Genomic DNA, 26,632 nt, shown 5'->3' with positions numbered 1-26,632 from the left:
ATAGCCCTGATAGCGCAGCTTTTCCGCATAGGTCAGCAATTCCGGGTTGATCGTTGTCGCTCCGATTGCGGTTCGGATTCTGTTCATGGAGCGGCGCACTGAACCGCTCCGGGTTTGCCGGAGGCCATTTGGTTTAAGTTATGCCGCCATGGCGGGTTGTTCCAGCATGGCGTAGTAGCGTTGCTCGGCTTCGGCCGGCGGGATGTTGCCGATGGGCTCGAGGAGCCTTCGGTTGTTGAACCAGTCGAGCCATTCGAGGGTAGCGAACTCGACGGCCTCGAAGTTCCGCCACGGTCCACGCCGATGGATCACCTCCGCCTTGTAAAGTCCATTGATCGTTTCGGCGAGAGCATTGTCGTAAGAATCTCCGACGCTGCCGACAGAGGGCTCCATGCCGGCTTCGGCCAGGCGCTCGGTGTATTTAATGGATACGTATTGGCTACCCCTGTCGCTGTGACCACGAGCCCGCCACGATGGACCGGCCGTCGATCATGCAATGCCTGCTCCAGCGCATCGAGCACGAAGCCTGCATGCGCCGTGCGCGAGGCCCGCCAGCCCACGATCCCGCGGGCATAAGCATCGATCACGAAGGCAACATAGAAGAAGCCGGTCCAGGTCGCGACATAGGTGAAATCGGAAAGCCAGAGGACGTTCGGCCTCGGCGCCTTGAGCTGGCGGTTGACGTGATCCAGCGCGCATGGCGCGGCCTTGTCGCTGATCGTCGTTTTGACGGGCTTGCCGCGGATGACCCCTTGTAGACCCATGTCCCGCAAGCCTCATTGCCTCGTTCGCGAATGGGATCGCCAACGATAAGGGCGCGGTGCACGCTGCTATTACGCAACCATGGTCCAATGGCCAAGTGAAAGCTCACATCGCCAAGCTCAAGCTGGTCGAACGGCAGATGTACGGGCGCGCTAAGCTCGATCTTCTTCAGGCTAGGCTGATTGGCGCGCCATAAAAACAATCACGATCATCGAATATGCGTCAGAGCCCCGATTGGATGCCGATTACCCCGAACACTGGTTTGACTAGGTCGCAACAGAAGCTTAATGACTTGATTTCAGTGCGGCGCTGGAAGGCAAAAGCTTGAACTAAGCGGCAGATCTATCGAAGCCCTTCCATAGCGAGCCGCAGCGACTTCGGGATGCGCTGCGCCTTTCCGGCTGAAATAAACGCCACGCGTACACGCGCCGTGACTAGGAGATCGTCTCCGCGCCTGCATTCCTGCAGCAACGCAATCGACGCTCCCCTCACCTCTTGCGGGACTGTGACGACGTCAAGCAGGTCATCCAAGACCGCCGGTTTTAGAAAATCGATCGTCATGGAGCGGACAACGAAGGCAAAGCCGGGCGCATCTTTCTTGGCTTCTCTGAGTAGCGCTTGCTGAGTGGTTCCGAGCAGGCGCAAGTAGTTCGTTCTACCGCGTTCCATGAAGCGCAAAAAATTTGCGTGATAAACAATCTGACCGGAGTCAGTATCTTCGAAATAGACGCGGACCTGCATATGATGGCCGCCGTCGCGAATTTCGCCATCAAGAGAAGCTGTCACAGTGCGGTTTCCTTACTGCCGTTCTGGGACGAATTGTCTTGCACAGAGGCGCGTTCCGCAGCAAGTGCCAATGGGTTTGGTGCGTGCAGGTTGAGGCTGCCCGGCGCAAGGCCGGTCGGAGACCGGTTGCTTTGCGAGAAGCCGGCACCCCCCTATCCAGATTTCGGGCAAGTCCCGCACGCACGGATGGTTTGCAGAGCTCTTATCGCTGCTCAGCAATCCCCGAGGACCGAGGTCGCCCCACTGGCAAGCGCCTTGATCTCCGCGTACATCTCCGCTTCGCAGGCCAAAGTCGGGATTGCCCGGCAGTGCGGATTGTTCAGCAAGCAGTCCTATTCCGCGAATCCTAACATTCTTAGCAATTGTTAAACTCCGGCCGGTCAGCCATCGCGGCTGGATATTCCAGGTGAGATGGTCATGGAGATCGATGAAACCGGGCAGAATGATCCACGGTACCTTGACCGAAGAGTCGGCCGCGCCGATGCTCTGCGCCCGAGCTCGTCGCTCGGTACGACACGCACCGCGCCTGGCAAGTCCGCGCCGAGCGCTGCCAATAGATCGAAGTCGCTCCGTGGCCACCGCGCCGCAAGAAAGCGACGAGTTCATTTGCATATCCGTCACGTGCCGGGACGCTGCCTTCATGAGCCGGGCGATTCGGTCGTAAGGTGGCCGTTGGAGCAGATGCTCGAGTTCGGCATGAGAGGCCGCCAACGTCATTCAACATTCCGCGTTGTCGTGTTCAGCCGTGTCCGGCTGAAGACGTTAATGTCCGGGACCAGACACTGAGGCGCGAGTATTCCGTCGGTGGACACGAAGCACATGGTTTTGCCCTCTTCAAGCCAGGCTCGCAAATGTCTTTAGTGGCACGTGTATTGCTGGGACACCGTAAATGGATCCGCACGACCATGACGATCTCGCATTCGCCGGCCCAGGAGTTCAAATGAAACTTGCTCGACTCAATGCCTTGGACCTGCGCTATTGAGTGCGGTCCCGCCTAAAGCTTTGCCGCGTCCCTCGCGGGTGCCGCTGTCGTTCTTCGCGTCGGGTAACTCTCAAGACCACCAGACACGACTAGCATTGAGCGCGCTTACTCACGAGCAAATCCGAACCAGTGTGACACGTTTGGGCGGCTCTGTGTCGAATGCATGCAGCGGCATGCGAATGTTGGCGTCGGACCGGGAGGAAACCAAATCAAGCTTGGTCTCGAGCAATGGCCGCTTCCTGTCGAAGAGGGGAGCGGACAGAAGTTGTTCAATGGCACCCTGGAGCAGATCGAGCTCGGCGCCCGACCCGGCGCGGGTCACACTCGAAGGTGGAGCACCATTTTCTCCAGCAGTATTCGCACTCCTCAGCCCCTGAAGTCTTTCTCGGTGCCGTTTCGCAACGCCCGAAGGACATTCGGCCACGGCATCTGTCTTCCTCGCCGAACCATAATCATCCCGCGTGTCCCCGAGCGGATGGCGACACTCGGTCTGCTCTACGGTGGTTGCGTCGAGTAGGAGCCGACAAATCCGCGTCTGATCGAATTGCACGACTTCAGTATCGAGCCCGAGCTTAAGAGCGCGATGTGACACGAGCAACGAAGCTGCCATCGGGCCTTGCCTTCACAAGAAAGCTAGAGGAGTTTAAAAAAATGCGTGCGCCGTCCTATTCCGAGGCCTTGGAATTCGCGATCGACCGCTCGTACGACATTAACCTTGACATGTTGAGGTCACGGAATTTGCACCTTGACATGCACAACGATTATCTTGTCGGCACATATCCGCCTCTCAAGGCAATGGGCGACCTGAATGCCGAAAAGTTGTTGCTTCAGGTTTCGTCGTCAATTGATCTCTATTTTCACATCCCCTTCTGTGATCAGTATTGTACCTTTTGCCACTTCGCCAAGGAAATCAATCCATCTTCCGGGCGAGTAGAGCGCTATCTGGCGGCTTTAGATAAAGAGATGAGTTGGTCGGACTCAGCGCTGGGTGGCAGAGCTATTGAGACTGCTTTTTTTGGAGGCGGCACTCCCTCGTTCTTAACCAACCGTCAACTCGAAACGCTATTTGGCATGATTAGCCGGCGCTTTGACTTGTCTAAGTCGGAAGTGAGTTTCGAATTGCATCCCTCTCTTGCAAAGCAAGTGGACGCTGCAGATCGCATATCCACACTGCTTAGAGCCGGCGTAAACCGCTTCGTATTGGGCGTTCAGAGTCTAGATCCGAGCATTTTACGCATATTGAACCGCGGGCACCACGTGGACGAGGTAGTACAACTCGTAAAGTTACTGAATGAGATGGGCGTTCAGAATCTGTCGCTTGATCTCATGTATGGGTTGCCGCAGCAAACGCTCCGGAGCTGGTACGACTCACTTATCGGCTTACTGGATATGGGAATAGAGAAGTTCAATGTATTCCCATTGATGTTTAAATCTACAGACCCCGTAGCCCGCCATTTGGCTAGCGGACGATATCAATTTGCCGGGGCTAAGGAGCGCATTATCATGCATTTTATGGCCGAGCACATCCTCACGAAACTCGGCTATCGCCATGGGCCGATTTTCTATTGGAGTAAGCAGTCGCAGCCGCACTCAATTCAACAGAGCCGCAAATACGATTCCTGGAACGACAATAATCTGGTCCCGTTTGGGGTTGCCGGGTTTGGTTACATGAGCCAGTGCCAGTTCTATAACGAGGCAGATTTAGATCGCTACCTATATAGGGTTGAGGCGGGCGAGAAGCCTGTGTGGAAGGGTGTTGTCCTGTCGCAAGATGATCTCATGCGCAGAACGGTAATGTTTGCCCTGCGAAGCAGTGGGGTGTTGCTCTCCCGCTTCGAGCGGGAGTTTGGGGTGTCGATCGAGAAATGCTTTGGCCGCGAGCTTGAACTCTTGAACGCGGCAGGACTCATCTGCATTTCAAACGGCCTGCTTTCGCTAACTGCCGCCGGCATTATCAATTCGGGCGCCGTATCGCTCCTATTTTTCTCGAACAATATACTCGAGCGGGTCGCGTACAACGACAGTAGGATAAGAGACAAACGAACTGATCTGCTCGAAAAGCACGATTACTCACCGGCCGCACGATACGGGTCAAGTGCCGAAATGCAAGTTGCGTTTCGATGAAGTCGCGTGCGCGCTCATTTATGGTCGCTCCTTTTTCCGTTTCCACCCCGCAAGGCTCGCCCTGCCAGGCGGAGGAGATATTTTCGCATCTGTCCGATAGCATTGATCGCCGGCAGCGAGAACGCCCGCTTGGGCTTGTCAGCAATTTTGTCGCCGATCAACTGCCGCACTGCATTGCGGAGATCAAATGCAGTGAACGACCAGATGAAGCGGTTAAGGCTCTTGGGCGTAATATCAACGCGATGATTGCGGAGGCGGACTATGAAGCGCAGCTGCTAAGTCTGCCGCAGTCGGACTTCGAGATCGCTAAGACAGACATCCAATATCTCGTAAATTGTGCTTATCAGATGTCTGCGTTTGCCGGCCTTCATCCCGTGGACGCCGAGCTGACGGTGGGAGAGGTACTGATCCGCCTTGCGCGCTCGACTTGTCAACGGCGGCCTGGCATTGAGGTCCTCTCCTATGAAGATATGATCCTTACGAATCCGCTGCAGAACGATCCACGCGTATACTGCCTCGGCGCGGCCGGCGTCGAGGAGCGAGATTTTTGCTTGGGCCACCAGATCATCGAGAGCGAATTGCAGTCAGCAATGGACGCTCTGCTCAAGTTGCGTGATGTGGCCGACGTGGATGCGGGGCAATGTCTTGCGACATGCCTGGAGCGCCTTGAGTCAGCAAACAATGTTCTGACGCGCTTTTATGAACATATGTCGCCGGACTTATTTGGCCAATTTCGTGTGTTTTACGGAAAGAATCCGTATAAGAATACGCTTGGTCCAAGCGGCCGCTTCTCGGCCCGTATCGTGGCGGTCTCGGTGCTACTGGTCGGTGAAGAACTCTTCCACCAGAAACCGCAATTTTATAGGGATCTGTACCGGCTGTCCGAATATTATCCGCAGAGATGCATTCACGAGGTATTCCGCTGGCTGTCGTCAGGTAAAGGGAGTGCACCGCTCAAGCCAGGTTGGCTAAAGGGGAAAGCGGACTTTCCCAGGGTTGCGACCATTTCGCCAGTCGTGGAGCATCACGGCGGCGAAATCGGAACGCTGCGCACGTCCTGTGTTTGTGCACTGGATCGGTTTACCCGGATGCATCGTAGTACGGCCTTAAAATATACGGTTGAGCCGGGTCGTCCAGTTGTCGGAGTTGAGGTATCGGAAAGTGTTGAGGCTGTCCTTTCTCAGCGGCTGTTGACAGAGGCGCGCCCGTAAGCCGACGGTGGTCTCTGCGTGGCTAAAAACAAAGGCGCAGGCGTCCGCCACCGGTCGAGAGGTAATAGTCGATGTCTCAAGACGAACTGATCCTTCGTCGGTTCGAGTCCGGGGATAGCGATGATGCATGGCATCTGCACAGAAGCGCATCGCAGGATGTTGGTGTGTGTGGCCCGGAAGGGGCTTGGGAGGATGATTTACGCAATATCGGGGAAGTATACATCGCCTCGGGCGGTGACTTCGTAGTTGCGCATATTGGTCCCCGGTTCGCTGCCATGGGTGGGCTGAAACCTTTTCATGATGATGTCGCAGAACTAAAACGTATGCGGGTCGACCCCGTCTTTCAGCGACGAGGGTTTGGAAGGAGGGTTCTTCGTGAATTGGAGTCGCGAGCTGTTGCTCTCGGTTTCAAGTGGATAATGCTCGATACAACAACGATCCAAGTAGGGGCCCAAAGACTTTATGAGAGCGCTGGCTATGTTCGCCGCAGGGAAGGGATGTTGCACGGATATGCAGTGATCTTCTACGAGAAGCGGCTCATTTGGCCAGGAATGACCCCCGCTGAGCAAATGAGGTTGTGAGACCGGACAATCCAGTGAAGCTCTACGGACGCGCAACGAGCACAAATTCAATCACTTGCCCCCTGACTAGCCGAAATGCCCAATCTCGCTCCTTGGGAATGACGTGGAATGCGCTCAGATACAACCGTATCATCCGCGAGGACTTTCTCATTGAGCTTCGCGAGATCTGCGATCGGAATGAATCGTGTCACTGTAGCTGACAAGGACGTGAAGGTTTCGCGACCGATAGGCCTCGAACGCACGCACAAACTCACGTCTGGCCGAGCCAGCGTTGCATTCAAAACGAGAGCTGATACGGTGCGCCAGCGGCGGATAGGCGAAGACGCTCTGGAGTGTCGTGGGCTCGCGACGTGAGCCTTGCCAGCCGGCATACAAATCCACCTCGATTCAACCGCAACATTCTGTTGCGTATGGAATCCAAAAGTCCGCTCTTGGCGATGCGGGTGGTGGATGCACGGGCGCGTCCAATCGCCCCCTACCAGCTTGTGGTGGTGGCCCTTCCAGATCGTGATGCTACTCGGGCGTATCGACCGGTTGCGTGCCGTAGCGCTCGCAGGCTCTCGACCAAGGACCCAGCTCGCACCCTTCTGGATCACGATCGAGTACCAAAACTGCATCAAGCAGCTGCGGATCGTGTCTCACCAGCTTCGTGGTGCTCACGCCCGTATTCGGGTCAACTACCATTCGGTAGTCTCGTTCAAGCAGCTCTCGCAGGCGCTCGATGCGAGCGAACCGGAATGGATGGACCGGTTTAATCATCGGGCCAGGCTCGATCGGGCCAGGCTCCTCGGGTCGAATGCGAACAATTGGATGATGAAAATGACGGCGGGCGACGGGTTACGTTCATGAGTCGAGCTGTCGGTTCTCCGCCGAATGCCAGTCCGCGCCGTAGAGGCGGATCATCTCCCGACGGGACCGCTCGATGAAGATGCGCTCAACGCAAAAGCCTGCTGTCACTGAAGCCGCCAGCGCAAGGCCGCAGACCATATAGTCATTCATGAAATTCCAAAACATGTTGCAGCCGGCAACTCCCATAAAAGTAAGTGCCATGACCGTATTGCGAAATGCCTTAACCATGTTGCCCCCAGTCAATGGGAACTTTACCATTGCAACCATGGCGATTAGCAGCGTTTGTCCTTGTTAGGCGCCGTCTTTCTGCTCGATCGGCCTCGGTGCGCCCGCGCTGTCGACGGCCGTGGGTTCCCCATTGCCCGGCGCAGCTCATTCGATCGCGTCGGAGTCCTGGCGCGGATTGCCCGATCCGATACAGCTCGTGGACAATGACCTCTACTCTCCGCATCTCCTCCGACGACCACAGGCGTGGCACATCAAAATAACCGAGCACCGGTTCGGCGCTCGGCCGCCCAGGCGAACCGATTCGAGGATGAGAAGCGCCGAGGGCTCGACAGGGTCGGCTACGCCGCGATCCAGCGCGATTTCGAGTATATGCGCCGCATTCCTATGCCGAACGCGAGATAATGGCAGTGAATATGACCTCAAGTTGTATCACGCTAGATGATCCACGTTGCGACCTTTAAGTGACCTCTTTTGGGGCTTTCAATATGAAGAGACTTCTGGGACTCTTGCTGCTCGCCCATTCCTTCTTCCTTTCCGCCGAGGCCATCGCACAGGGGCTTCCTGCCCCCTCGTACTGGAAGAATGAACGAGGTTCAGAACTTTTTGTTTGGTCCGCCGATAGCGGGGCAATACAAGGGACTTTCACAAACCATGCTCAAGGGTTTGCGTGCCAGGGCATTCCATATCCTGCATCGGGAGCCGTTAGCCCTGCTGGCTTGTATTTTGTTGTTACCTTTGCCCAGTGCAATTCCTTCACCCGGTGGGTTGGAAAGCTCAACGGGTCTCAAATGCCGACCTCATGGACGCTGTTCTACGTTGACAAGAACGGCAAGCCCGGCAAGTTGAAGGGTGCCGATACATTCACGCGCGTATGGTAGTTTTCAATCTTCTTGCTCTGTCGTGACCTTAGATTGGAAACTCACTCTCGCGAGTTTTTGGCTGCGTCTCTTCGGGAAATGTGGGCTCGCCTTCGTGGAGCACTGGCCTGTCCAGGATCAGCTTCGATGCTGGACAGCCGGCAAGTCGTGCCGAACGGCCCGGAAAGAAAAAACATCAAAGGGCCTCTCCCGAAATCCGAAAGGACATTCTGAATTTGCGTCCGAATCGCGGGCAGATCCGTGCACTACCGTTACTTTTCAGGTCCTTGTTTTGAAGCCGAGCGCGGGCTCCGGCAGATGCCGCTAATATCTGCGGCGGTCGCGTTGCCTGAGTTTGGTTGGCGACGTGAATTTTCAGCTCTCGATACCCAGAATTCTCACACAGCGCGATTCGCAGGCTTCGCCGCCGGAAGTAGCCAAGGGCGCGCTCAGTCTAACCGTTCCGCGAAGCTGCTTGCTATTGCCGGTTCATGTTGCGCGGCGACAAGATCGCACGTTGGCAACGAGTACGGACTTGATCCCTCTCTAGCCATTAGGTAGGTCCCGTCATTTGGAATTGGAGATACTTAGTGACGACTGGCATCGTAAAGTGGTTAAACGCGACCCAGGCTATGGATTTATCAAATCAAGCTGGATGATGGCGGAGCCGACGTTTTCGTGCACATAGGGCGGTCGAGAAGGCCGGCTATACCGTCTTGCAGAGGGGGCCTTGATCAGGTTCGAGATCAAGACTGGCAGCTCAGGCGAGGTATCGGCAGAAAATCTGCGTACAGGATGATTCGCGCTATCAGCTACATGATGCGTCAACAGTGATTCGCCTAGGGCGTCAGCATTCTTCGCGCTTACATGCCTCGATCTGACTTCGGCGAAACACTTCAGAGTCGGCAACCTCGCATGAAGGCGCACATCAGTGTTAATACGCGATCTCGTGTTTTTTCAAAACCATTATTTCTCATGTAAGAAGATTCGCAGCCGCAAGATCTTCGATTGCGGCCCGAACAGACTTGAAGAGAGTGATCTCTTGCTGCGAAAGGCGGCCAGACTTCAAACCATTGGTTAACTCATGAAGATCCCCCACAAATCATTGAGGCGTCCCACCGGCCACCCGCAATCGGCTGGAGCAGATCACCGGCTTCTTTGGGGGCACCCGCATAGTATCTACGAACACGCGGCTGCGGCAAACAGCATCGTCGTCGGTCCACGCATTTCTGGCGTGAATGCGCCGACGAGATCGAGATGTGTTCCTGGCCTGAGGTGCTGGCCTACGATCAGCGGCTCACGTGACGTGGTGGCGCAGCTAACGATGTCCGCCACCGAGAGAGCGTCCGTCAGATCAGCAGCCGGTTTCGCCTTGAGACCCTGATGCTCAAGCGTGTCCGCGAGAGCTTGGACACGTTGCGCATGGCATCCCCAGACCAGCACGGCTTCAATCGGCCTAACTGCGCGATGGGCAACGGCCAAATAGGAGGCGAGCAGGCCGGTTACAATCAGCAGCAGCGTGCGGCTGTCGGGGCGTGAGAGATGTCGTGATGCGAGCGCGGAGGCGGCGGCTGTACGCCGATTAGTGAGTGTTTCGCCATCGATCATTGCGCGCGGCCGGCCGGTTGCCGTCGAACAGCATGTAAAGCGAGGAAAGGCAGGGAGACCGCATGCCCCGCTCTTCGGAAACACGGTCACCAGCTTCACGCCGAGTGCCTTGCCCCGCTCTCAAGCCGGCATTGTCAGGAGACGACCTGGGCTTGCAGCGGTACCAACATTATAGCTCTGCCGCACTGGCATCGCTTCTCCGCCGCGCCGGACGGCTTCGCTTAAGGCATCGATCAACCTGGGATAGTCGAGGCCGGCATCTACCTCTGGGCGGAGAAATAACGCGACATGATTTCCTCGTTTTCATTCGAAGTTCGGACGAGTTTAGCACCCGTCGCTCGATGACAGCACGGTCTATACCGCCGCCAAAGAGAGGCCGTCGCCAGCGTTTAAATTCCGTGTGAAGCTCGACTGAACGTACAGAACACAAAATCTCTCGCCTCGTAGCAACAGATCGAGGTCAATGGCCGTCGGAGCGCGAAGTTGAGTCATGAGCATGCCGATGACAGTCCCATACTTGGCGAACTCGTTTGAGTAATCAGAACCGGGTATCCATTAGGTGAACAAGTTGGGACCCCGCGATGTAGAAGGCTTCCCGCGCGGCACGAAAGCGTCGCCGTTCAACGGCAGTGACCGGCAGCGGAAGATCGTTCTCCGCGATCTGACCCAGAACGTACGAAGCCAACACACTGCCAAAGACTGTGCCAGGTGCGATGCCGCGACCGTTGTAACCGCTGAAAGCAACGACGTTGCGGTCGAGCTCGTGAAAGCGCGGCAGGTTGTTCGAGGTCATTCCAATCATTCCGAACCAGCCGGTTTCAAACTCGACATGCTGAAGTCCCGGAAACAGCTTGCGCAACGATCTCTGAGCCCATGCCCGGTGAACGGATGCGCCAATACCCTCAAGGGCACCAACACTGCCAAACACGAGGCGCCCGGAGCGATCCAAGCGAAATGAAGAGAGGACCTCTCGAGTGTCCCACGCTCCCTGCCGTTCAGGCAGGATCGACTTCCTCAGACCATCCGGCAGAGAACCTGTAGCAAAGTTGAAGTAGGGCAGATGGATCTGCTCCTGCCGTACCTGCGACCAAAGTCCTTTAGCATAGGCATCCGTCGCAACGATCACCCATTCCGCATCTACCGATCCGCTTTCTGTGCTAATCCTCCAGCGCAGGCCGTTGTGTTGCGCAGTAACAGCCTCGCTCTGTGTGAATATCCTAGCCCCCGCTGCAAGCGCGGCTCTCGCTAGACCGTGCACATAGGCCAGCGGCTGTATCGTCCCGGCGCGCTTATCGAGCAGCGCCCCGCTGTATTCGCCACCGCCGACTTTCCTGCGTGTCTCATCTGCATTTAGCACTACGACAGGGGCGCCACGCTTCTGCCACTGTTCGGCGCGGGCCTCGATCTCTTGCAAGCCCTTACGTCCGACGGCACAATGCAGGGTACCGGCACGTTCCACTTCACATTCGATGCCATGCTTTTGGATGAGGTCGAACACCTTTTGCGGTCCACGGCCGAGTTGTTCAATCAACCGTTCGCCGAACGGGACGCCGAGCGTATCCGGAAGGGTGTCAGGCATCACCCACATGCCCGCGTTAACCAGACCGACGTTCCGGCCCGAACCGCCGAACCCAATTTCGGACGCCTCCAACAGCGCGACGCGCGCCCCTCCTTCGGCGAGATGAAGTGCAGACGACAGCCCGGTATATCCAGCGCCAATCACGATCACATCCGCTGCGGTGTCACTGGCGAGGGAAACAGTGTCTGGCGCCGGTGGCGCGGTGAGAGCCCACAATCCATGTGATGCTGAATTGTTTCGCATCCAGCAATCCTCATACTATTCTTGGTTCTTGATCAGCCCAGGTCGTGCTGCAATCAGTGCCGCGCCTAAGGGTCAAGGATGGGTACCATTTCGTCGATATGTGAATCGATCCGTTCGAGAACCTGCCCAGGCACGACGTCGCGTTCTGGAAGAACTGACCACTTGTCGCGCACGGCCGCCGCGGTCTCAGCTACAGCCGTCACCACTGCCCCCTCTGGAAGACGGCTGCGGTTCGCGAAATTGCGCCAGCGCTCTGGAGTCAGGGCCTTGAATGACTTTTCGCCCGCAAGGCTCAATGCTAGACCATCTTTCGGGATATAGGAAACTGTTGAGAGCACGTCGTAGATTGGCGCCAACGTAGGCCTCCGTCCGTCTCGAGGATACAGTAACGACCAATTCTTGAGATGCATGTCGCCATTGCCCGTGATCGCGGAGAGCGCAAGACGACGGACAAATTCGATCGCGGAATCGAACGAGACACCGCTGTTCAGCGCGGCCGCGATATTGTGATACGCCGCACCGGTATATTTCTCGGAGGGATAGCGGCCGAAGACCTGTGCAAAGTCCTCCATATGCACGCGCGCTGCATCGGCACCGCGATCGAAGCGACGGACAAGAAGCACTTTGCCCGTGGACATGGTGTTAAGCTCTTCCGGAATGCCGGCGAAATCCGTCTTTTCGACGAGCTCACGTGCAGGCACTTCCATCCCTAGCGCTTCCGCTAAGGCTAGGATCGCGAATTCGTTTTCCGAAAGCCCAATGTGGGTGAGGGAGGGAAATTTCGCGATGTACTGCCCTTGCTCATCGTCGACGGCGAGCGTGATCCCCCCTTTTCCGGTATTTTTGATGACGGAGAGCTTCATCTGGACACCGGCGAGCGAAAAGCGCGCCTTCTTCTTGCCTTCTGATTCTGGCCCGGCCGGAACGGGAACGCCGTCGCTCGGCAACGCTCGTACCGCTCCCGGTAGATTTGTCCCCAGTGCTGCCAAGAGATCGAAGTCGTTTCCAGGTCTTACTGACGCTGCGTGGTGCTTTTCCATTGCTTCGCGCAGTTTCTCTTCGGGCAGCAAGTTCGCGAAGAACGGCGGCAGCGCGCCGCGTATGGGTTTGGGATCCCGGCGGAGGCTGCCATCCGCCGAGCGAAGCGACAGGCTGAAGATCGGAGGGTCGTTCAAGCTCCGATACGCGGGCAAGAGATTGAATGCGCTGTAGTCGCCCGGCGTTCGCACGAGCGTGCCGACGGCAAGATCGTTTAATGAGATGTCGAGCGATTGGATACGTTCAGCCGCGAGGACAGGCTTATTCATGCTCCTCCTCAACATCTGACGTGAACGCAGGATGGTCATCATCGCCCGTAGCTGGCTGCAGCATTGATTGAATAGCCGGTACCATCGCTTGCGGAATCAGCATCATTTCCATGCCAAGGGCGCGAGCAACGTTGACGAGTGTCGTTGCGCGCGCTGCAGCGGCACCCGTTTCAATGTCGCGATAGCGGGGCCTGCTAATGTTCGCCCGGAGGGCGACTTGCTCCTGGGAGAGGCCAGCAGCCCTTCGCGCTCTGCGAAAGTGCAGGCCAAGTTCCTCGAGCAGCGGGTTTGGAGCCGAAGCCATGATATGTTATCGGATCATTAACATCGAAATGATATGTAAACAGATCAAAAATCGCAGTCAAGCGAAACGTGAACAGATCTTCTTATCGATAATGATCCTTAAACATATCTTGTTCCAGCGGCAATGTCGTCTGAACTGTTGACTCTGCTGCCAGAATGGCCCTTGGGGCTAATGCGCCCGACGCGATGAAGGAGCCAGATCTTATCGCCAGGTTGACACAGATTCCCATGGCTCGCGTGCATTGGGCGCATAGGAATGGCCGCCAGCGAACGAACCCGATCCTGGAACGCGGTGCGTCGCTTTTATGGAACGCCAGTTGAAAGCGGTCGGTAGATGGATCATCGAAGTTCTTCCATGACGCGCCGTTCTAGTGGCGTCGTGCCGAGTCGTTTCCGTGAGGCGCCTTTGGCGCCAAGCAAGATTGCCAAATCAATTCCGATGTCCGCCGGCCCGCCTCGATGTAGCTACGAAGCGTCGAACTACCTATCAATTCGTTTTTCATTCTTCGACATGCTTCCCATGACGGCCAATAGCCTGCGGGCGTGACCGGGCCGCTGAGGTGGCCACTCGCAGGGCCGCAATGCGAGCGGAGTGGTCTCGGCTAGTATCAGCAACTTTTCTTCTATTCGCGTTGATATCCAATCCTACGACGCGCAATTAACGTGTTCCTATGCAACATCAACCGGAGCATGATGGTCAAATCGGCGGCACTCGACAGGGAAAGTTCGACGACTGCGTTGATTCTCTTGACGTCCCCGCCCAAGAAGCGACCAGGCGAATACACAAGAGCCTCGCTCGCTTCAATCGTGAGAGTTGACGATGGGCCACTTGAAGGAGACGCTCCGCACCATGAAGCGACCTCGGAAGAATCGCGGCATGCCGCCGCCCGCGACGTTCGATATCGATTCGCTGCCGGGCAGCTCAAACTTAACGGCATTAGAAACGGCCGCCGTGATCCGGCGCACGCCTGGAGCCCTGGAGCTATGGCGGCGCAATCCGAACCACCCGCTGAAATGGCGCTACGTCGATGGCCGCCCGCTTTACCGAGTTGATGCGGTGCGCGACTATCTGGCCGGACGCGATGAGACAACTAAGTCGTCGCAGCCGCATAATGCTCGCGAAGACGGCCAAGCAATTCGGCCTTGATGGGATCGAGCGGATTCGTCCGCTGCAGGCGCACGACCTTGCCTCCCCGTTTAGCGCCGACCAACTCCGCGATGTAGTCATGAGCAGCTTCGAACGCCATCTTGCGGATGATCCACTGTTCGTCGTGATTGTAGACCTGATCGATCCCGCGCGGCTTTTGCCCGACACACAACCGCTGGATTTCGTTGTCATAGCCGCAGCGTGACATGATGGTTCGCAAGCTGCGCCTTAAGTCATGCATTGTGAACTTGGCGACACCCGCTTCCTTGACCAGGCGGTCGACCAAGTTTGTGAAGCCCGACATCTGGCCGCCGGTCTTCGGTGACGGGAAGACATAGTCCGACGTCGCACGCTGGAAATGTTTTGCGGCCGTAAGCACCTCGTCAACGAGGTGGGTACGCGGCACGTCGTGGTAAACGCCCATCTTGGTCCATGCTGCCTCGAAAGTGATGCGGTCATCCATGACGTGATTTTGCCACTCGATCATGGCTGGCTCGCTGCGGCGCGGGCCGCCAAGTAGGCACATTCGTGTCAATAGCCCAAACGTCCCAAGCTTGCCGGATGCGTGCCAGACTTTGATGATCTCCTCGTCGGGCAGCGCCCGGCCCTTCGTTCGGCGCCCGACCCGCTGCGCGCGCGTCTCCTTGGGCACGCGATAGCCGGCGAGCACGTTGTGCTCGACGTAGCCTTCGCCGACGCACCATTCGAGGAACGTGTGCGTGTGCTTGCGCAAGTCCTTTGCTGCGCCGCGCTTGCCGGTCTTGCCGATCCTGTCCACCGCCGCCATGATTTGCCGTCGCGTGAGCTCGGCGATGGCGAGGTCGAAATGATCTTTCAGACCGCGTCGGAGTGCCGACATAGCCGGTTTCCAGTTGACGACCTGGCGCCCGGTCAGGGACATTTCGTAGGGGCCATCTTCAACGATCAAGGTCGCCAGTGTCGTGCACTGCCGCTCGGCCAGCGCTTGCCGCTTCGCCTCGCGCTTGCCCTCATTGGGATCGATCCCAATGACCACCTCCCCAGCGACGACGGTGGCGGCCCTGCGCGCGGCCTTCTCATTGAATTTGGGCCATGCACCCAGCGTCTTGCGTTGGGTGCCTTTCGTCCCAGGCTTTGTGAACATGAAGACCCAGGTCCTGCCACCCGTCGCGCGCATCCTGATCGCGAGCCCCGGCTGCTCTGTGTCGTGCAGATAGTGCTGCGATTTGCCCGGCGGCAGCGTCGCCGCACGGATGGCCGCGTCAGTGAGTCTCAGGTAGTTCGTCGTTCCTTCAGCTCTGAGAGATTCTTTACTCTTTTCCATCGTTTGTGCTCTCGCTCCTTGCGCCCTGAGACGGGTCGCGGCGATCCTAGAAGAAATGGACCACAAGCCATTGCCCTCGCGTTCCCAGTTAATGTGCCCTGCGGGAAATCCTCCGAAGGGCACAGCAGGGACATACAACATGTGGTAAGGCCAACCGAGGCCACGGATGGTCCAATATGGCCACAAGTCCTTACCTTACAAGGACTTTTGCAATAAAACTATGGCTGGATTAGGTTGGCTACAGTCCACCAGTTGTGGTTCACACGGGAGAGGTCCAAGGTTCGATCCCTTGTGCGCCCACCATTCACCTTCCTGAACCATCGTGATTGCGGACCCATCGTCGGCGCCTGGCGGCGTTTCGGGACCGTCTCAATCAAAAATGTCGAAAACAACCCCATGCACAGTAGCCGACGCTAGCCGGATCAATAGGTTGCGCCTTTTCCGAATCCGCTTGCTCCGTCGGGCAAAACACGGGCAGGATGGCGTCATCCCGATATGTCCCACGCGGCTGGGTGGGGCGTCGCAAAATCGCTCCGCGCTCTTCCGGAGCAAGCTTCAGGCGGTCCGCTCCGGCCGCCTGGCCGCACAGAGACCGACCAGGGTCCCAATGGCGACCAGTCCTGCCGCCAGCAGCAGCTGCAATTCCCCATCGTCGGTCGTGCCTACGGACGACACAAGTCTGGTCACGACGACGAACAGAACGCCCACGGAGGCCGCGGCACCCACGCTGAGATAGGCGAGCTCCCGCGTCAGGTCGCGGCCGAGAAGTCCGAGTGCGGTGAAATACATCGCGCAAGCGTTGGGATGAACGAACAGGGCAACGCGCGCGTAAGGACCGTAGGCGTCGAGGAGGGACCCGCACCGTCTCAGTGCCGCCTTCGAGGCCACCCGCTGCAGGAGCGGTCTGAAAAAACGAGCCTGTCCGTAACTCAGAGCGGCGCCCACGATGATGGCCAGCCACGCCACGATAAAAACCGAGACATCAGCGGGCTTCGGATTGAGCGCCACGGACATCAGGATGAGGGCGGTTCCGGGAAAATAGCCAAAATACGGGAAGACCGACTCCAGGAGCACGCAGACGAACACGAAGACCGGAAACCATGACGAAGCCGTTGCATCGTGGACGATGGCGTTCAAGTCGAAGAGGTCAGTCTTGTACAGGACGAGGTACATGCACATGGCCAATCCGGCCAGCGCGTAGAACGGCAACGCCCCCGAGAGAAATCGTCTCATCCAGCCGCCATGCTTTGCTTCGCGGACACGGCGGAGACCTTTGATATCAGCACAAGACAACGGAAACGCATGGTTTATGTTTAGGCGAATGAGATTGCCCCTGTCGATAGCAATCCTCGCCTCAGCTGCGCGGGCCATTCGCCGCATTGAAATGCCCGCCGATCGGGAAGGCGCAGTCAATCACAGACCCAGTGTGACTTCGGCCCAGTGCATCGCAGTGCTGCCGCCCAGAAACTCGATCACGCGGGGTTCGATGGTCTCCGGCCGATCGTGGCCAATGACCGCGGTCGCTGCGATCATGTCGCAACGCTCGTTGTAGACGACCGACACCAGCGTTTTGCCGGGAGCGCCACGTGAGTTGAGCGTGTAGGCGCGGCTGCGACCTTTCATCCACCCAATCGTGATGGGATGGCCGGAACCGAGTGGAGAGACTTCGCCCAGGAGAACGGTATCGCCCATACGATCGAGGTCATCATCATCGGCGACGCCCGTCGTGCAATTGCAGAAACCTATCTTGGCACGCAGGTACAGCGTCACCTCGACACCGCAGTCGGCCGCCTTGCAGCGGAACGACTTTCCTTTGCCCCATTGGTCAATCGAGAAGAGCCACGTCACCTCCTGCCACACCGGCGTGGCGGAATTTGCGGCGGCATGCCGTGGCACATAGAGCCACAACAGCGATGCCGCCAGCGTGCTTCCCAGCGCGATTGCGGCGACGGCGATGGCGGCTGCCCTTCTCATCACTCCACCGTTCTCGTTCCGGCTCAGTTGCTGGCGAGATATCTCTTCGCCGCCGCAACCTCGGGGCGCTCCGAATCGGCACTGGCCGTCAGCGTTACGAGCTGTTGACAGTTCTGTCGTGCCGCTTCCTTGTCACCAAGGGCTTCGGCCGCCTTGGCCGCCCCCGCGAAAGCGTGCAAGCGGTTCGGCTCTTTCGCCTTGGTTGCCTCGAATGCAGCAAGCGCCTCCCTGGCCATGCCGCGATCGAGCAGCATGAAGCCGTAAAGCTCGCGCGCCGGCGCCAGTGGTCCGGGCGTGATCACGTGCTTTTCCGTCTTGTCCTCGGCATCCGCCGCGGCACTCATCGCATTGAGGGCCTCGTCATACTTGGCCTCGGCGTAAAGCACCCAGGCGACGGCGACCTGACGCTGGATGTCGACGATTCCGGACCAATAATTGTCTTTGGCGTCCTGCAGCTTGTCGCGCAATTCCGCCAGCTTCTGGATGTCGGCCTTGGCGGCTTCCGGCTTGCCCGACCGTGCCGCGCCGAGGGCGCGCGCGAAATGCGATACTGCCATCGCGAAGTTGAGGCCGCTCGGCCTGACCGGCAGCTGCGATGCATCATCCCAATCGCTACGGTCGATCGCATAACGCGCCGGCGAAGCCGCCAGCGCGTAATCTGCCGCTGCGACTGTCGCCTTGAAGTCGGTCTCCTTGATCATGTCGTCGATGATGGCGCGCGCCTGCTTGTCCTGGCCGAGCTGCAGGTGAGCATAGACCATGTAGTCTTGCGCGTGCAGGTAGTTGCCGACCGACTTTTCGGCCATCGCGGTTTTCACGGAAGCGGTGTTGGAGTCGATCGATTCCTTCCAATAGCCGACGCGTGTATAGATGTGGGATGGCATGTGCTGGGCGTGCGGCGCGGCCGGTGCGATCTTGGCGTAACGATTGGCTGCATCGAGCCCTTTCTGCGCCAGCGCCGGGTAGTCGTAGAGGTGGATCAGATAATGCGTCACGCCCGGATGCTGCGGCAGCCGCCTGGAAATCGGCTCGAGGATCGCCGCGCCCCTGGTCTGCTGCGCGTAAGTCTTGTCGTTCAGATCCGCCGACGTATTGAGCGTAATGGCGTAGGCGATCTGGGCTTCGTCGTCGTCTGGATATTTTGCCGCGACGCGCGCCTGCGCGTCACGCAGCATGCGCATCCGCTGGGCGTGAGGGATGTTGTCGTAATCGGCATACATCACCATCAACGCATCGATGTAATCGCGTTCGCGTTCGGTCGCGGCTCCGATCTCCTTGGCCTTCATGATCGCGGCGAGGCCCGGCGCCAGGTTCGGCTTTGGAATCGCATTGTGCGGATTGTCCATGTAGGTGAGCCCAATGCCCCAATAGGCCATGCCGCATGTCGGGTCAGCCTTGATGGCATCCTCGAAGATCTCCTTGGCGTTGAGATACCAGTAGGAATGCTGATAGCGCATCCCGCGATCGAAGCGGCGCTGGGCCACATCGTTGCAAGAGGTCTGGAAATGAACGCTGCCGAGCTGCTGATCTACATCATCTTGCGCGGCCAGAGCCTGTGGTCCTGATAGGCCGAGACCGGCTACGATGACGAGGAACAGGGACTTTCGCATGGATCCCTCCCTTTGCCTGACACGCAATGTATTGGTCTTGATGGCCCTCACTATATGACGTTCGCGGCTTTTGAACAGCGAAGTGAATCGCGGCAGCGCGACTGACCCAGCGGCGCCTCGGAGTTGGCGAAACCGGTCCGAAGCCAGAGCTGTCGGGGTTCGATCCTTATACGCCCACCATTAGGCCTCAGATCGCATCCCTACCCGATCGACAGAATCTCGATCTCCTGCGCGCCCGCCCCCACGACGTCACCAACGGCCTTTCCCATCAGCGACCTCGCGACAGGCGCGACGAACGAGATCGAGCCGGCCTTGGGATCGGCTTCGTCCTCGCCGACGATGCGATAGGTTTGCACGCGGCCATCGGTGCGGCTGAAGGTCACGGTGCTGCCGAAGGCGACGATATCGGTCGACACCGGGGCGGGAATGACCTGCGCCGTGCGCAGCCGTTCGGTGAGATAGCGGGCGTCACGCAAGGGCACCGCCGACTGCCGGCGCTTTTCGTTGACGTCCTCGATGCGCTGCGCGGCTTCATAGGCCTCGCGCGCATCCTGAAGCTGCGTCTGCAATGCCTGCAAGCCTGCTTCCGTCACGAGATTTGGATGCGGCGAGATCGGCCGATCCGGCAATAGCGTCTCGGCGGCGGTTTCCGCGCTCTCTTCTTTGGTAAAGGCGACGCTCAAGTCGAAAATCCTGTCGAACTGTTGGGGCTCACCGCTTGCGCTTTCCCGCCGCGAGGAATCGCCCCGGACGACCGCTGGCGATTATCCCGGACTATATCTCAAGTTCGACGAACCGGCGCAGCTTGAAGACGAGGTCCGGCATGGCCTGGCGGAACCGCGTTGCATTCCGGAACGTGGTCGAGAACGGCGCGAAGGTGATCATCGCGTTCCAGTGCCTGTAACCGTAGACCGTCACGGAGGCGCCGGTCGCCGGAAAATTCTCGAGCTTGCGCAGCTCGCCCAGGACGAGATCGGCGATCGCTTCGGCCGGCAGCAACTGCTTGCCGTCAGGCGTGGTGGCGATCTTCGCCGGCGGCTCGGCCGGCTTGGTGACAGCCGGCACCGCATCGGGCTCGTTCTCGGGTTTGGCCGGCGCAAGATCGGGAGTTGACGGCTCGGCCAGTTCAAACCCGTTCGTCGGCGCCGTCGGCGGAACCTCAATGAGCGGCGGCGGTGCACTGTCTGCTGCGCGCTTGTTGCCTCCCAGGATGCTGCTGATCATGGCCACAAGGCCAGCATCCTTCACGTCGTCACTCATTACTCCCCCCAGGCTTCGGCCTACTCTAGCACCGCTCGCACGGACCGCCACTGGGGACGTATGACCGGATTCCGCCCGGCCAAGGTCCTGGTTTCAAGACTGTCACGCGGATGGCAGCGGCGGCGCAACGGCTGATCACCTCGCGCGGTCGTGCGATCCGTCACCGTTTATCGAACGGAACGTATTGCTGGTACTGCTTGGGCACCGAGCTGCGGTAGCGCGCGGGCACCGTGCCGCTGTCGACCGAGTGATCGATCTCCTGCTGCCGCGTCATCTTCTTCTTCGCCGGTTTCTTCGACGCACTCTTCTTGGGGTCGGTCGGCTGGCTGGAAGCGTCATTGGTTGCGCCCGGCGCTGTCGTCGTCGCTGCCGGCGCGGCGGTTGTCGCCGCGGGTGCCGCGGTTCCGCCGGCAGCCGGTGCGCCCTGCGCCAGCGCGAGCGGTGTTTGCATGAGAAGCGCCAGCGCTGCTGTCGCAGCCAGCAAGCATGACCTTTGCATCATAATCTCCAAAATTCCTGATCCGAATGAGGCAAGCGTAGTCCGCCGGGATCGATGCGTGCAAGTCCGCTCACAATAGGCCGGAACCCCATCGTGAACTGTGGCCGAGATCACATTGCCGGTGGCCGGCTGCGTCATGATGTACCTTGTCGCGAACGCAAGGCGTTCCGCCGACACCAACACAGGCATGATCCTGCATCAGACGAGCTCATAGTCCTATCCACTCGCTCTCGAAGGAGACTGAAATGCGTCGCACCATCCTCACTCTCGCATCGCTCGCGGCCCTGATCGCCGTGGCATCCCCGGCCGCCCAGGCACATCCTGCAAACGATCGATATTGCCTGCAGGGGCGCATGTGGGGCTATCCCGGCAACTGCCAGTTCACGAGCTATCAGCAGTGCCAGGCCACCGCCTCCGGGACGTCCGCTTATTGCGGCGTCAATCCGCGCTACGCGTTCTCGCAGCAGCGCGACTACTGACAGGTTCGCGGCGTGCGCGCACCACGCGCGCGCCGCTACAATTTTTACGTGAAGCCGATCCGCTTCGCCAACGCCCCGGCGAATTGAAACTGTGCGAAGCCGCCTGCGTCCGTCGATGACGAGAATGTTATCCGTCGCCGTGACGGAGAAATTCACGATGCGCGGCCGTGGCTTGCGGGCAAGGCGGCTCCTGCGAAGATTCCGATGCCCGGCAATTGTGATCCATCTCGCTCGTGGCACGCGTGATCGCGCTTAGGCTGCAAACTCCAGCGCAAGAAACTAGCCCGTTTCATTCGATTCTTCAGGGAGGTGTTTCAATGAGCAGCCGCCACGCAATTGTCCCGCGCGGTCTGAACGCAACGCGTTCGCCGCTTTCGCAAGGCCGCTTCGGCCGCATGTTCCGCAAGATCAAACCGGCGACATTCGGCCCGAACGATTCCGACAATGTTGCGAACCTGTCGGCGCTGGCCGACAAGATGGTCGCGGGCTTCGATGGACCGAAGGACGGCCCGGACGCCGAAGAGAGCGGCATTCCCGCGCTCTACACCTATTTCGGCCAGTTCATCGATCACGACATCACCTTCGATCCGGTAAGCTCGCTGACCAAACAGCAGGACCCCGACGGGCTCGTCGATTTCCGCACGCCGTCGCTCGATCTGGATAATCTCTACGGCCGCGGTCCGAACGACCAGCCCTACATGTATGACGGCATCAAATTCCGCCTCGGCGAGAAGGTGACCGGCGCGGGCGTGCCCGATGCCAGCGACCTGCCGCGCTTCAAGGGCCGCGCGCTGATCGGCGATCCCCGCAACGACGAGAACAGCATCGTCTCGCAGTTCCAGGCCTTGATGCTACGCTTTCACAACCGCATGGTCGACGACAATGACAGCCTGTCGTTCGAGGACGTGCAGCAGCGCGTTCGATTCCACTATCAGTACGTCGTGCTGAACGACTTCCTGCCACGCATCGTTCATGCCAGCGTGCTGGACGAATTGAAGACCGCGGGCCGCTACGACCGCAGCAAGCTCGCCTACTACCACTGGAAGACCTATCCGTTCATGCCGGTCGAGTTCTCGGTCGCGGCCTATCGGCTCGGGCACTCCATGATCCGCCCCGGCTACCGGATGAACGATGCGGCCAACATGCTGTTGCAGATTTTCCCCGACCCCAACAATCCCGACCACAACGCGCTGACCGGTTTCCGTTCCATGGGCCCGGGACGCGCCATGGACTGGGGCCGCTTCATCGATCTGGACACGCGCGCCTATGGCGTCGAGGACGACGACACCAATGCCGACAACAAGAGGCGGCTTCAGTTCGCCTATCGCATCGATGCCTCGCTGGTGGACCCGCTGCGCAAGCTGCCGCCGGAAGTCGCGTCCAATCCGTCGTCGCTCGCGCTGCGCAATCTCGAGCGCAGCTGGCGGCTCGGATTGCCATCCGGCCAGGACGTCGCCAAGGCGATGAATCTGATCCCGCTGACGGACGACGAGATCATCATCGGCAAGGCCGTCGACGAGCCCGGCACGGGCGATCCGCAAGTCAAGATCGCGACCATCGCGAACGGCGCATTTGCCGGCAATTGCCCGCTCTGGGCCTACATCCTGGCCGAGGCGCGGCAGTTCCAGACCGCCGTCACGATCCCCGTCACCGGCGCGCCCGGCCCCATCAACACGCCGCAGCTCGGCCCCGTCGGCGGTCGCATCGTCGCGGAGGTCTTCCTCGGTATGATGTTCGGCGCAAACTCCTCTATGCTGTCGCTCGACCCGCAATGGACGCCGGTGACCGGATCCAGCTTCGCGCTGAAGGATATCGTCGCCTACGCGCTCGGCCAGGGCGATCCGCTGCATTGAGCGGGTGACGGACGTGACGCAAGGCCGCTCGTGTCATGCGAGCGGCCTCGTGGCCCACCGCGCCGCGTCGGCCGGCGCGCCTCGTCGAGGTCAATCGGACACTGTTACCGCCGAGCCGTCCGGTTGCGGGGGGCTTCCGTCAAGGTGTCGGTTGGCCCGGTAGCGGCCGGGCGACAATCCGTGATGCCGGTGGAACAGTTTTGAAAACGCCGCGGTCGTCTCGTAACCGACCTGGCTCGCAATCCGTGCGATCGGCTCACCGCTGGTTTCGAGCAGGAACGCCGCTTCCGCCATCCGGCGTTCGATCACATAACGGTGCATGGACTGGCCGACGAGCTTGGTAAAGCGCGCCGAAAATACCGAGCGGCCGAGCCCCACGCGGTGGCCAAGGTCGCTCAGGGTCCAGGGCCGCTCCGGGTTCTCGTGAATCAGCTTGAGCGCCGGTCCGATATGCGGGTCCGATATCGCGCCGAGCCAGCCGCCTTGTCCGGGACTGAGAGACGCAATCCAGCTTCGGAGCACCTCGACAAAGAGCACTTCCGTCAGCCGTGAGAGCGCGACGCTTTGGCCGGGACGCTGATGCGCGGACTCGCCGACCATGCGGCTCAGGATTGCTTCAAGCCATCCACGCTCCGCCGTCGGCTTCAACAGGAGCACGGGCGGCAGCAGCTCCAGCACGCTGCCGAACAGCGGCCGTGACACCGTGAAATTGCCGCAGATCATGGTCGAGAGCGGCTTTGCACGGCTGCCATGTCGAACGACGCCAAGACGCGGCGACGATCGATCGATATCCGCAATTCGCAAAGGCTTCGCCCGGCGGTCCGAATAAAACACATGGGGCTCGCCGCGTGTGATCACGACAAAATCGCCCTCGCTCATCTGGATTTCCTGACCCGCGAGCGCGAGGGTTGCCGAGCCCTGGCTGAGATAGTGAAACAGGGCGTAGGGGCGCGCCGGCAACTCCAGACTCCAGGGATGGCCGAGCTCGAAGTGAAACAGCAGCGTCCCGCCGAGACGAACGCGATCGAGCACTTGAGCGAGGATGTCCATGCCGCCGAGATTAGACCGGTGGACGATTGGACACAACATCCGGACGATTGATCCCTATCGTCCGGAAGGACCGCAGAATAGTTCATGTCGCGGCGGGCCGACGTTACGTGCGCCAACCATTTCGCCAACGGCAGATGGAAGAACCGCGCTTTTGCTGGAAACGCCTGTCCATTCCTCCGGACTCTGTTCGTCCGACATGCCAACAGGAACAATCAATGCGACATATCCTTCTCTCAGCCGCCAGCGTGCTCCTGGCCGGAACGACATTCGTCGGCTCCGCTCGTTCCGCCGAACTACCCAAGGGAGCAGCCCACAACATCGTGCTCGTGCACGGCGCTTTCGTGGACCAGACCAGCTGGCAGCCCGTTGCCGATATTCTCACAAAGAAAGGCTACCGCGTCACGCTCGTGGAAAATCCGCTCACTTCGCTCGCCGCCGACGTCGATGCCACCAAACAGGCGCTCGCGAAGCAGGACGGCAGGACCGTTCTGGTCGGCCATTCATGGGGCGGCGTGGTGATCACGCAAGCCGGCAACGATCCCAAGGTTGCGTCGCTGGTCTATGTCTCCGCCTTCGCGCCGGAGGTCGGTGAATCCCTGGCGTCGCTGGCAAAGGCCGGCCCGCCGACCGAAGGCGGCAATGCGATCCATCCCGACGCGAAGGGCAATTTGTACATCGATCCAAAGGTGTTTCCGTCGGCCGTCGCGGCTGACCTTCCTCCGGAGATCGCCACGCACCTCGCCAACTCGCAGCTTCCACTGAACCACGTTGCGTTCGAAGCCCCCGTCGACGTTGCGGCCTGGCATGACAAGCCGACGTTCTATGTCATCAGCACGAAGGACAAGGTCCTCGCTCCCGAGGCCCAGAAGTCGTTCGCAGCCAGGATCAAGGCTCAGACGACGGAAGTCGCCGGCAGCCATGCCTCGCTCGTCGTCCATGCCAAGCAAGTCGCTGAGGTCATCGAAAAGGCGGCGCTCGCGAAGTGACGGTACCGCTCCCGGCGCTTTTGCGCCGGGAGCGTGCACGCTCGCTCAGAGGCCTACAGAGGAAGGCCTCGGTCGCTGCGCCACACCAGTCTCCCCACTCGATTATTTGTGCCAAGCATCCGGAGGATGACATGACTCAACTCGACATCGCGAGCCAGGACGCCGCCACGCTCGAAGCGGCGCCGACCCGTTACATCGAAGGCCACGGAATCCGCTTCGCCTATCGTCGCCTCGGCCCCACTACCGGAACGCCGCTGGTTCTCCTGCAGCATTTCTCGGGCAACATCGATGCATGGGATCCCGCGGTCGTCAACGCCATCGCCAGCGATCGCCCTGTTATCGCATTCGACAACGCCGGGGTCGGTCGCTCGACGGGCCAAACGCCTGACAACATCGCAGCGATGGCGAGAGATGCAGTCGCCTTCATCAACCTGCTCGGCCTCTCCGAAGTCGACCTGCTGGGCTTTTCGCTCGGCGGCTGCGTCGCCCAACAGATCGCCGTCGAGCACCAACGGCTGGTCCGGAAGCTCATCCTCGTCGGCACCGCGCCGAAAGGCGGGGAAGAACACCTGTTAGCGGTTCTGCAGCAGGCGTTTTCCCAGACCGATGCGCCGGACCCACGTCTGCCACTGTTCTTCACGAATTCGTCCGCCAGCCGGTCGTCCGGCCTGGCGTTCCTGAAGCGCACGAAAGTGCGGAAGGACGACCGCGACACCGATAACGGCAGCGCGGTCACCGATCCGCAGGCCAAGGCGCTGATCACCTGGTGCGCAACCCCTGATCCCGAGCACGCCATTCTGCGCGCCATCCGCCAGCCCGCTCTCGTGGTCAGCGGCAGCCACGACACCATGCTGCCCGCAAACAACGCCTATGCAATGTCTAGGGAACTCGGCAACGCTCAGCTGGTCCTCTATCCCGATTCAGGACACGGCGCGCTGTTTCAGCACCACGAGACCTTTGTCAGCCACGTCCGAACCTTCCTGGATGCACAGCCCGCTTCTACGTAACACCCGGCACGTTCCGACGCGATCATCCCTGAGAGTTGTTACGG

24 protein-coding genes and 2 pseudogenes are annotated in these 26,632 nt (G+C 59.3%); 10 read left to right on the top strand and 16 right to left on the bottom strand.

Annotated elements, in window-relative coordinates:
- Positions 1–138: 138 nt before the first annotated feature.
- Positions 139–773: pseudogene (locus IVB27_RS04305) on the bottom strand (IS3 family transposase); the annotation flags it as partial.
- Between IVB27_RS04305 and IVB27_RS04300 the strand changes: the two are divergent.
- Positions 770–958: pseudogene (locus IVB27_RS04300) on the top strand (ISL3 family transposase); the annotation flags it as partial. The pseudogenes IVB27_RS04305 and IVB27_RS04300 sit on opposite strands and share 4 nt — an antisense overlap.
- Positions 959–1,104: 146 nt before the next feature.
- Here the strand turns inward: IVB27_RS04300 and ybgC are convergent.
- On the bottom strand, positions 1,105–1,548 hold the full coding sequence (gene ybgC, locus IVB27_RS04295; protein WP_026232585.1) for a tol-pal system-associated acyl-CoA thioesterase: 444 nt from the start codon (positions 1,546–1,548) through the stop codon (positions 1,105–1,107).
- Between the two features lie 1,567 nt (positions 1,549–3,115).
- Here ybgC and IVB27_RS04290 point away from each other — a divergent pair.
- The 3 genes from IVB27_RS04290 to IVB27_RS04280 all read left to right on the top strand — a co-directional run bounded on the left by IVB27_RS04290 (position 3,116) and on the right by IVB27_RS04280 (position 6,446).
- Complete coding sequence (locus tag IVB27_RS04290; protein ID WP_247441663.1) at positions 3,116–4,654, top strand: coproporphyrinogen-III oxidase family protein; 1,539 nt, start codon at positions 3,116–3,118, stop codon at positions 4,652–4,654.
- Positions 4,651–5,865: a hypothetical protein gene (locus tag IVB27_RS04285; RefSeq protein ID WP_247296091.1), complete on the top strand. Its 1,215-nt coding sequence runs from the start codon at positions 4,651–4,653 to the stop codon at positions 5,863–5,865. The genes IVB27_RS04290 and IVB27_RS04285 overlap by 4 nt, the downstream gene beginning before the upstream one ends.
- 71 nt (positions 5,866–5,936) lie before the next feature.
- Positions 5,937–6,446, top strand: a complete 510-nt coding sequence (locus IVB27_RS04280) for a GNAT family N-acetyltransferase (RefSeq protein ID WP_247296093.1) — start codon at positions 5,937–5,939, stop codon at positions 6,444–6,446.
- A gap of 843 nt (positions 6,447–7,289) precedes the next feature.
- Here the strand turns inward: IVB27_RS04280 and IVB27_RS04275 are convergent.
- Positions 7,290–7,523, bottom strand: a complete 234-nt coding sequence (locus IVB27_RS04275; protein ID WP_247296097.1) for a hypothetical protein — start codon at positions 7,521–7,523, stop codon at positions 7,290–7,292.
- A 485-nt stretch (positions 7,524–8,008) separates the two neighbouring features.
- Between IVB27_RS04275 and IVB27_RS04270 the strand changes: the two genes are divergently transcribed.
- Positions 8,009–8,401 (top strand): avidin/streptavidin family protein, encoded by a 393-nt coding sequence (locus IVB27_RS04270; RefSeq protein ID WP_247441661.1) that lies wholly within the window; start codon positions 8,009–8,011, stop codon positions 8,399–8,401.
- A gap of 952 nt (positions 8,402–9,353) precedes the next feature.
- On the opposite strand, the gene IVB27_RS43195 is transcribed toward IVB27_RS04270, so the two are convergent.
- The 5 genes from IVB27_RS43195 to relB all read right to left on the bottom strand — a co-directional run bounded on the left by IVB27_RS43195 (position 9,354) and on the right by relB (position 13,421).
- The gene (locus IVB27_RS43195; protein ID WP_345946822.1) at positions 9,354–9,479 is read right to left on the bottom strand and encodes a hypothetical protein; all 126 of its coding nucleotides are present in this window, start codon (positions 9,477–9,479) and stop codon (positions 9,354–9,356) included.
- 80 nt (positions 9,480–9,559) lie between these two features.
- The gene (locus tag IVB27_RS43190; protein WP_345946823.1) at positions 9,560–10,072 is read right to left on the bottom strand and encodes a hypothetical protein; all 513 of its coding nucleotides are present in this window, start codon (positions 10,070–10,072) and stop codon (positions 9,560–9,562) included.
- A gap of 454 nt (positions 10,073–10,526) precedes the next feature.
- Positions 10,527–11,810: an NAD(P)/FAD-dependent oxidoreductase gene (locus IVB27_RS04260; protein ID WP_247348824.1), complete on the bottom strand. Its 1,284-nt coding sequence runs from the start codon at positions 11,808–11,810 to the stop codon at positions 10,527–10,529.
- 65 nt (positions 11,811–11,875) lie between these two features.
- Positions 11,876–13,117, bottom strand: coding sequence for a type II toxin-antitoxin system HipA family toxin (locus tag IVB27_RS04255; protein WP_247441659.1), 1,242 nt, complete (start codon positions 13,115–13,117; stop codon positions 11,876–11,878).
- The gene (gene relB / locus IVB27_RS04250) at positions 13,110–13,421 is read right to left on the bottom strand and encodes a type II toxin-antitoxin system RelB family anti-toxin (RefSeq protein ID WP_026232580.1); all 312 of its coding nucleotides are present in this window, start codon (positions 13,419–13,421) and stop codon (positions 13,110–13,112) included. The genes IVB27_RS04255 and relB overlap by 8 nt, the downstream gene beginning before the upstream one ends.
- 828 nt (positions 13,422–14,249) lie before the next feature.
- Between relB and IVB27_RS04245 the strand changes: the two genes are divergently transcribed.
- A complete protein-coding gene (locus IVB27_RS04245; protein WP_247296105.1) occupies positions 14,250–14,567 on the top strand; it encodes a hypothetical protein in 318 nt (105 codons plus the stop codon).
- Here IVB27_RS04245 and IVB27_RS04240 read toward each other — a convergent pair.
- The 7 genes from IVB27_RS04240 to IVB27_RS04210 form a co-directional block, all read right to left on the bottom strand.
- Positions 14,512–15,870, bottom strand: a complete 1,359-nt coding sequence (locus tag IVB27_RS04240) for a tyrosine-type recombinase/integrase (RefSeq protein ID WP_247441671.1) — start codon at positions 15,868–15,870, stop codon at positions 14,512–14,514. The genes IVB27_RS04245 and IVB27_RS04240 overlap by 56 nt on opposite strands.
- Before the next feature lie 555 nt (positions 15,871–16,425).
- Entirely contained in the window at positions 16,426–17,103 is a 678-nt protein-coding gene (locus IVB27_RS04235; protein ID WP_247441657.1) for an SNARE-associated domain-containing protein, read from the bottom strand.
- A 180-nt stretch (positions 17,104–17,283) separates the two neighbouring features.
- Positions 17,284–17,844, bottom strand: coding sequence for a hypothetical protein (locus IVB27_RS04230; RefSeq protein ID WP_247441655.1), 561 nt, complete (start codon positions 17,842–17,844; stop codon positions 17,284–17,286).
- 23 nt (positions 17,845–17,867) lie between these two features.
- Positions 17,868–19,454: a hypothetical protein gene (locus IVB27_RS04225; protein WP_247441653.1), complete on the bottom strand. Its 1,587-nt coding sequence runs from the start codon at positions 19,452–19,454 to the stop codon at positions 17,868–17,870.
- A 200-nt stretch (positions 19,455–19,654) separates the two neighbouring features.
- On the bottom strand, positions 19,655–20,137 hold the full coding sequence (gene greA, locus IVB27_RS04220; protein WP_247441651.1) for a transcription elongation factor GreA: 483 nt from the start codon (positions 20,135–20,137) through the stop codon (positions 19,655–19,657).
- A 91-nt stretch (positions 20,138–20,228) separates the two neighbouring features.
- Positions 20,229–20,714: a hypothetical protein gene (locus IVB27_RS04215; RefSeq protein ID WP_247441648.1), complete on the bottom strand. Its 486-nt coding sequence runs from the start codon at positions 20,712–20,714 to the stop codon at positions 20,229–20,231.
- Positions 20,715–20,874: 160 nt separating this feature from the next.
- Complete coding sequence (locus IVB27_RS04210; protein ID WP_247441647.1) at positions 20,875–21,213, bottom strand: hypothetical protein; 339 nt, start codon at positions 21,211–21,213, stop codon at positions 20,875–20,877.
- Positions 21,214–21,458: 245 nt separating this feature from the next.
- On the opposite strand from IVB27_RS04210, the gene IVB27_RS04205 reads away from it, so the two are divergent.
- Together IVB27_RS04205 and IVB27_RS04200 are read left to right on the top strand one after the other, a co-directional pair.
- A complete protein-coding gene (locus tag IVB27_RS04205; RefSeq protein WP_247348800.1) occupies positions 21,459–21,692 on the top strand; it encodes a DUF3551 domain-containing protein in 234 nt (77 codons plus the stop codon).
- Between the two features lie 317 nt (positions 21,693–22,009).
- On the top strand, positions 22,010–23,545 hold the full coding sequence (locus IVB27_RS04200) for a peroxidase family protein (RefSeq protein WP_247441645.1): 1,536 nt from the start codon (positions 22,010–22,012) through the stop codon (positions 23,543–23,545).
- A gap of 90 nt (positions 23,546–23,635) precedes the next feature.
- Here IVB27_RS04200 and IVB27_RS04195 read toward each other — a convergent pair whose 3' ends face one another.
- Positions 23,636–24,595 (bottom strand): AraC family transcriptional regulator, encoded by a 960-nt coding sequence (locus tag IVB27_RS04195; RefSeq protein WP_247441669.1) that lies wholly within the window; start codon positions 24,593–24,595, stop codon positions 23,636–23,638.
- A 215-nt stretch (positions 24,596–24,810) separates the two neighbouring features.
- Here IVB27_RS04195 and IVB27_RS04190 point away from each other — a divergent pair, with 215 nt between their 5' ends.
- Positions 24,811–25,581 (top strand): alpha/beta fold hydrolase, encoded by a 771-nt coding sequence (locus IVB27_RS04190; protein WP_247441643.1) that lies wholly within the window; start codon positions 24,811–24,813, stop codon positions 25,579–25,581.
- Positions 25,582–25,712: 131 nt separating this feature from the next.
- The gene (locus IVB27_RS04185) at positions 25,713–26,588 is read left to right on the top strand and encodes an alpha/beta fold hydrolase (protein ID WP_247441641.1); all 876 of its coding nucleotides are present in this window, start codon (positions 25,713–25,715) and stop codon (positions 26,586–26,588) included.
- Positions 26,589–26,632 lie beyond the last annotated feature (44 nt).

The organism is Bradyrhizobium sp. 197, from assembly GCF_023073375.1.
Taxonomy (GTDB): Bacteria; Pseudomonadota; Alphaproteobacteria; order Rhizobiales; family Xanthobacteraceae; genus Bradyrhizobium.
This window is presented reverse-complemented; position numbering and strand designations above follow the sequence as displayed.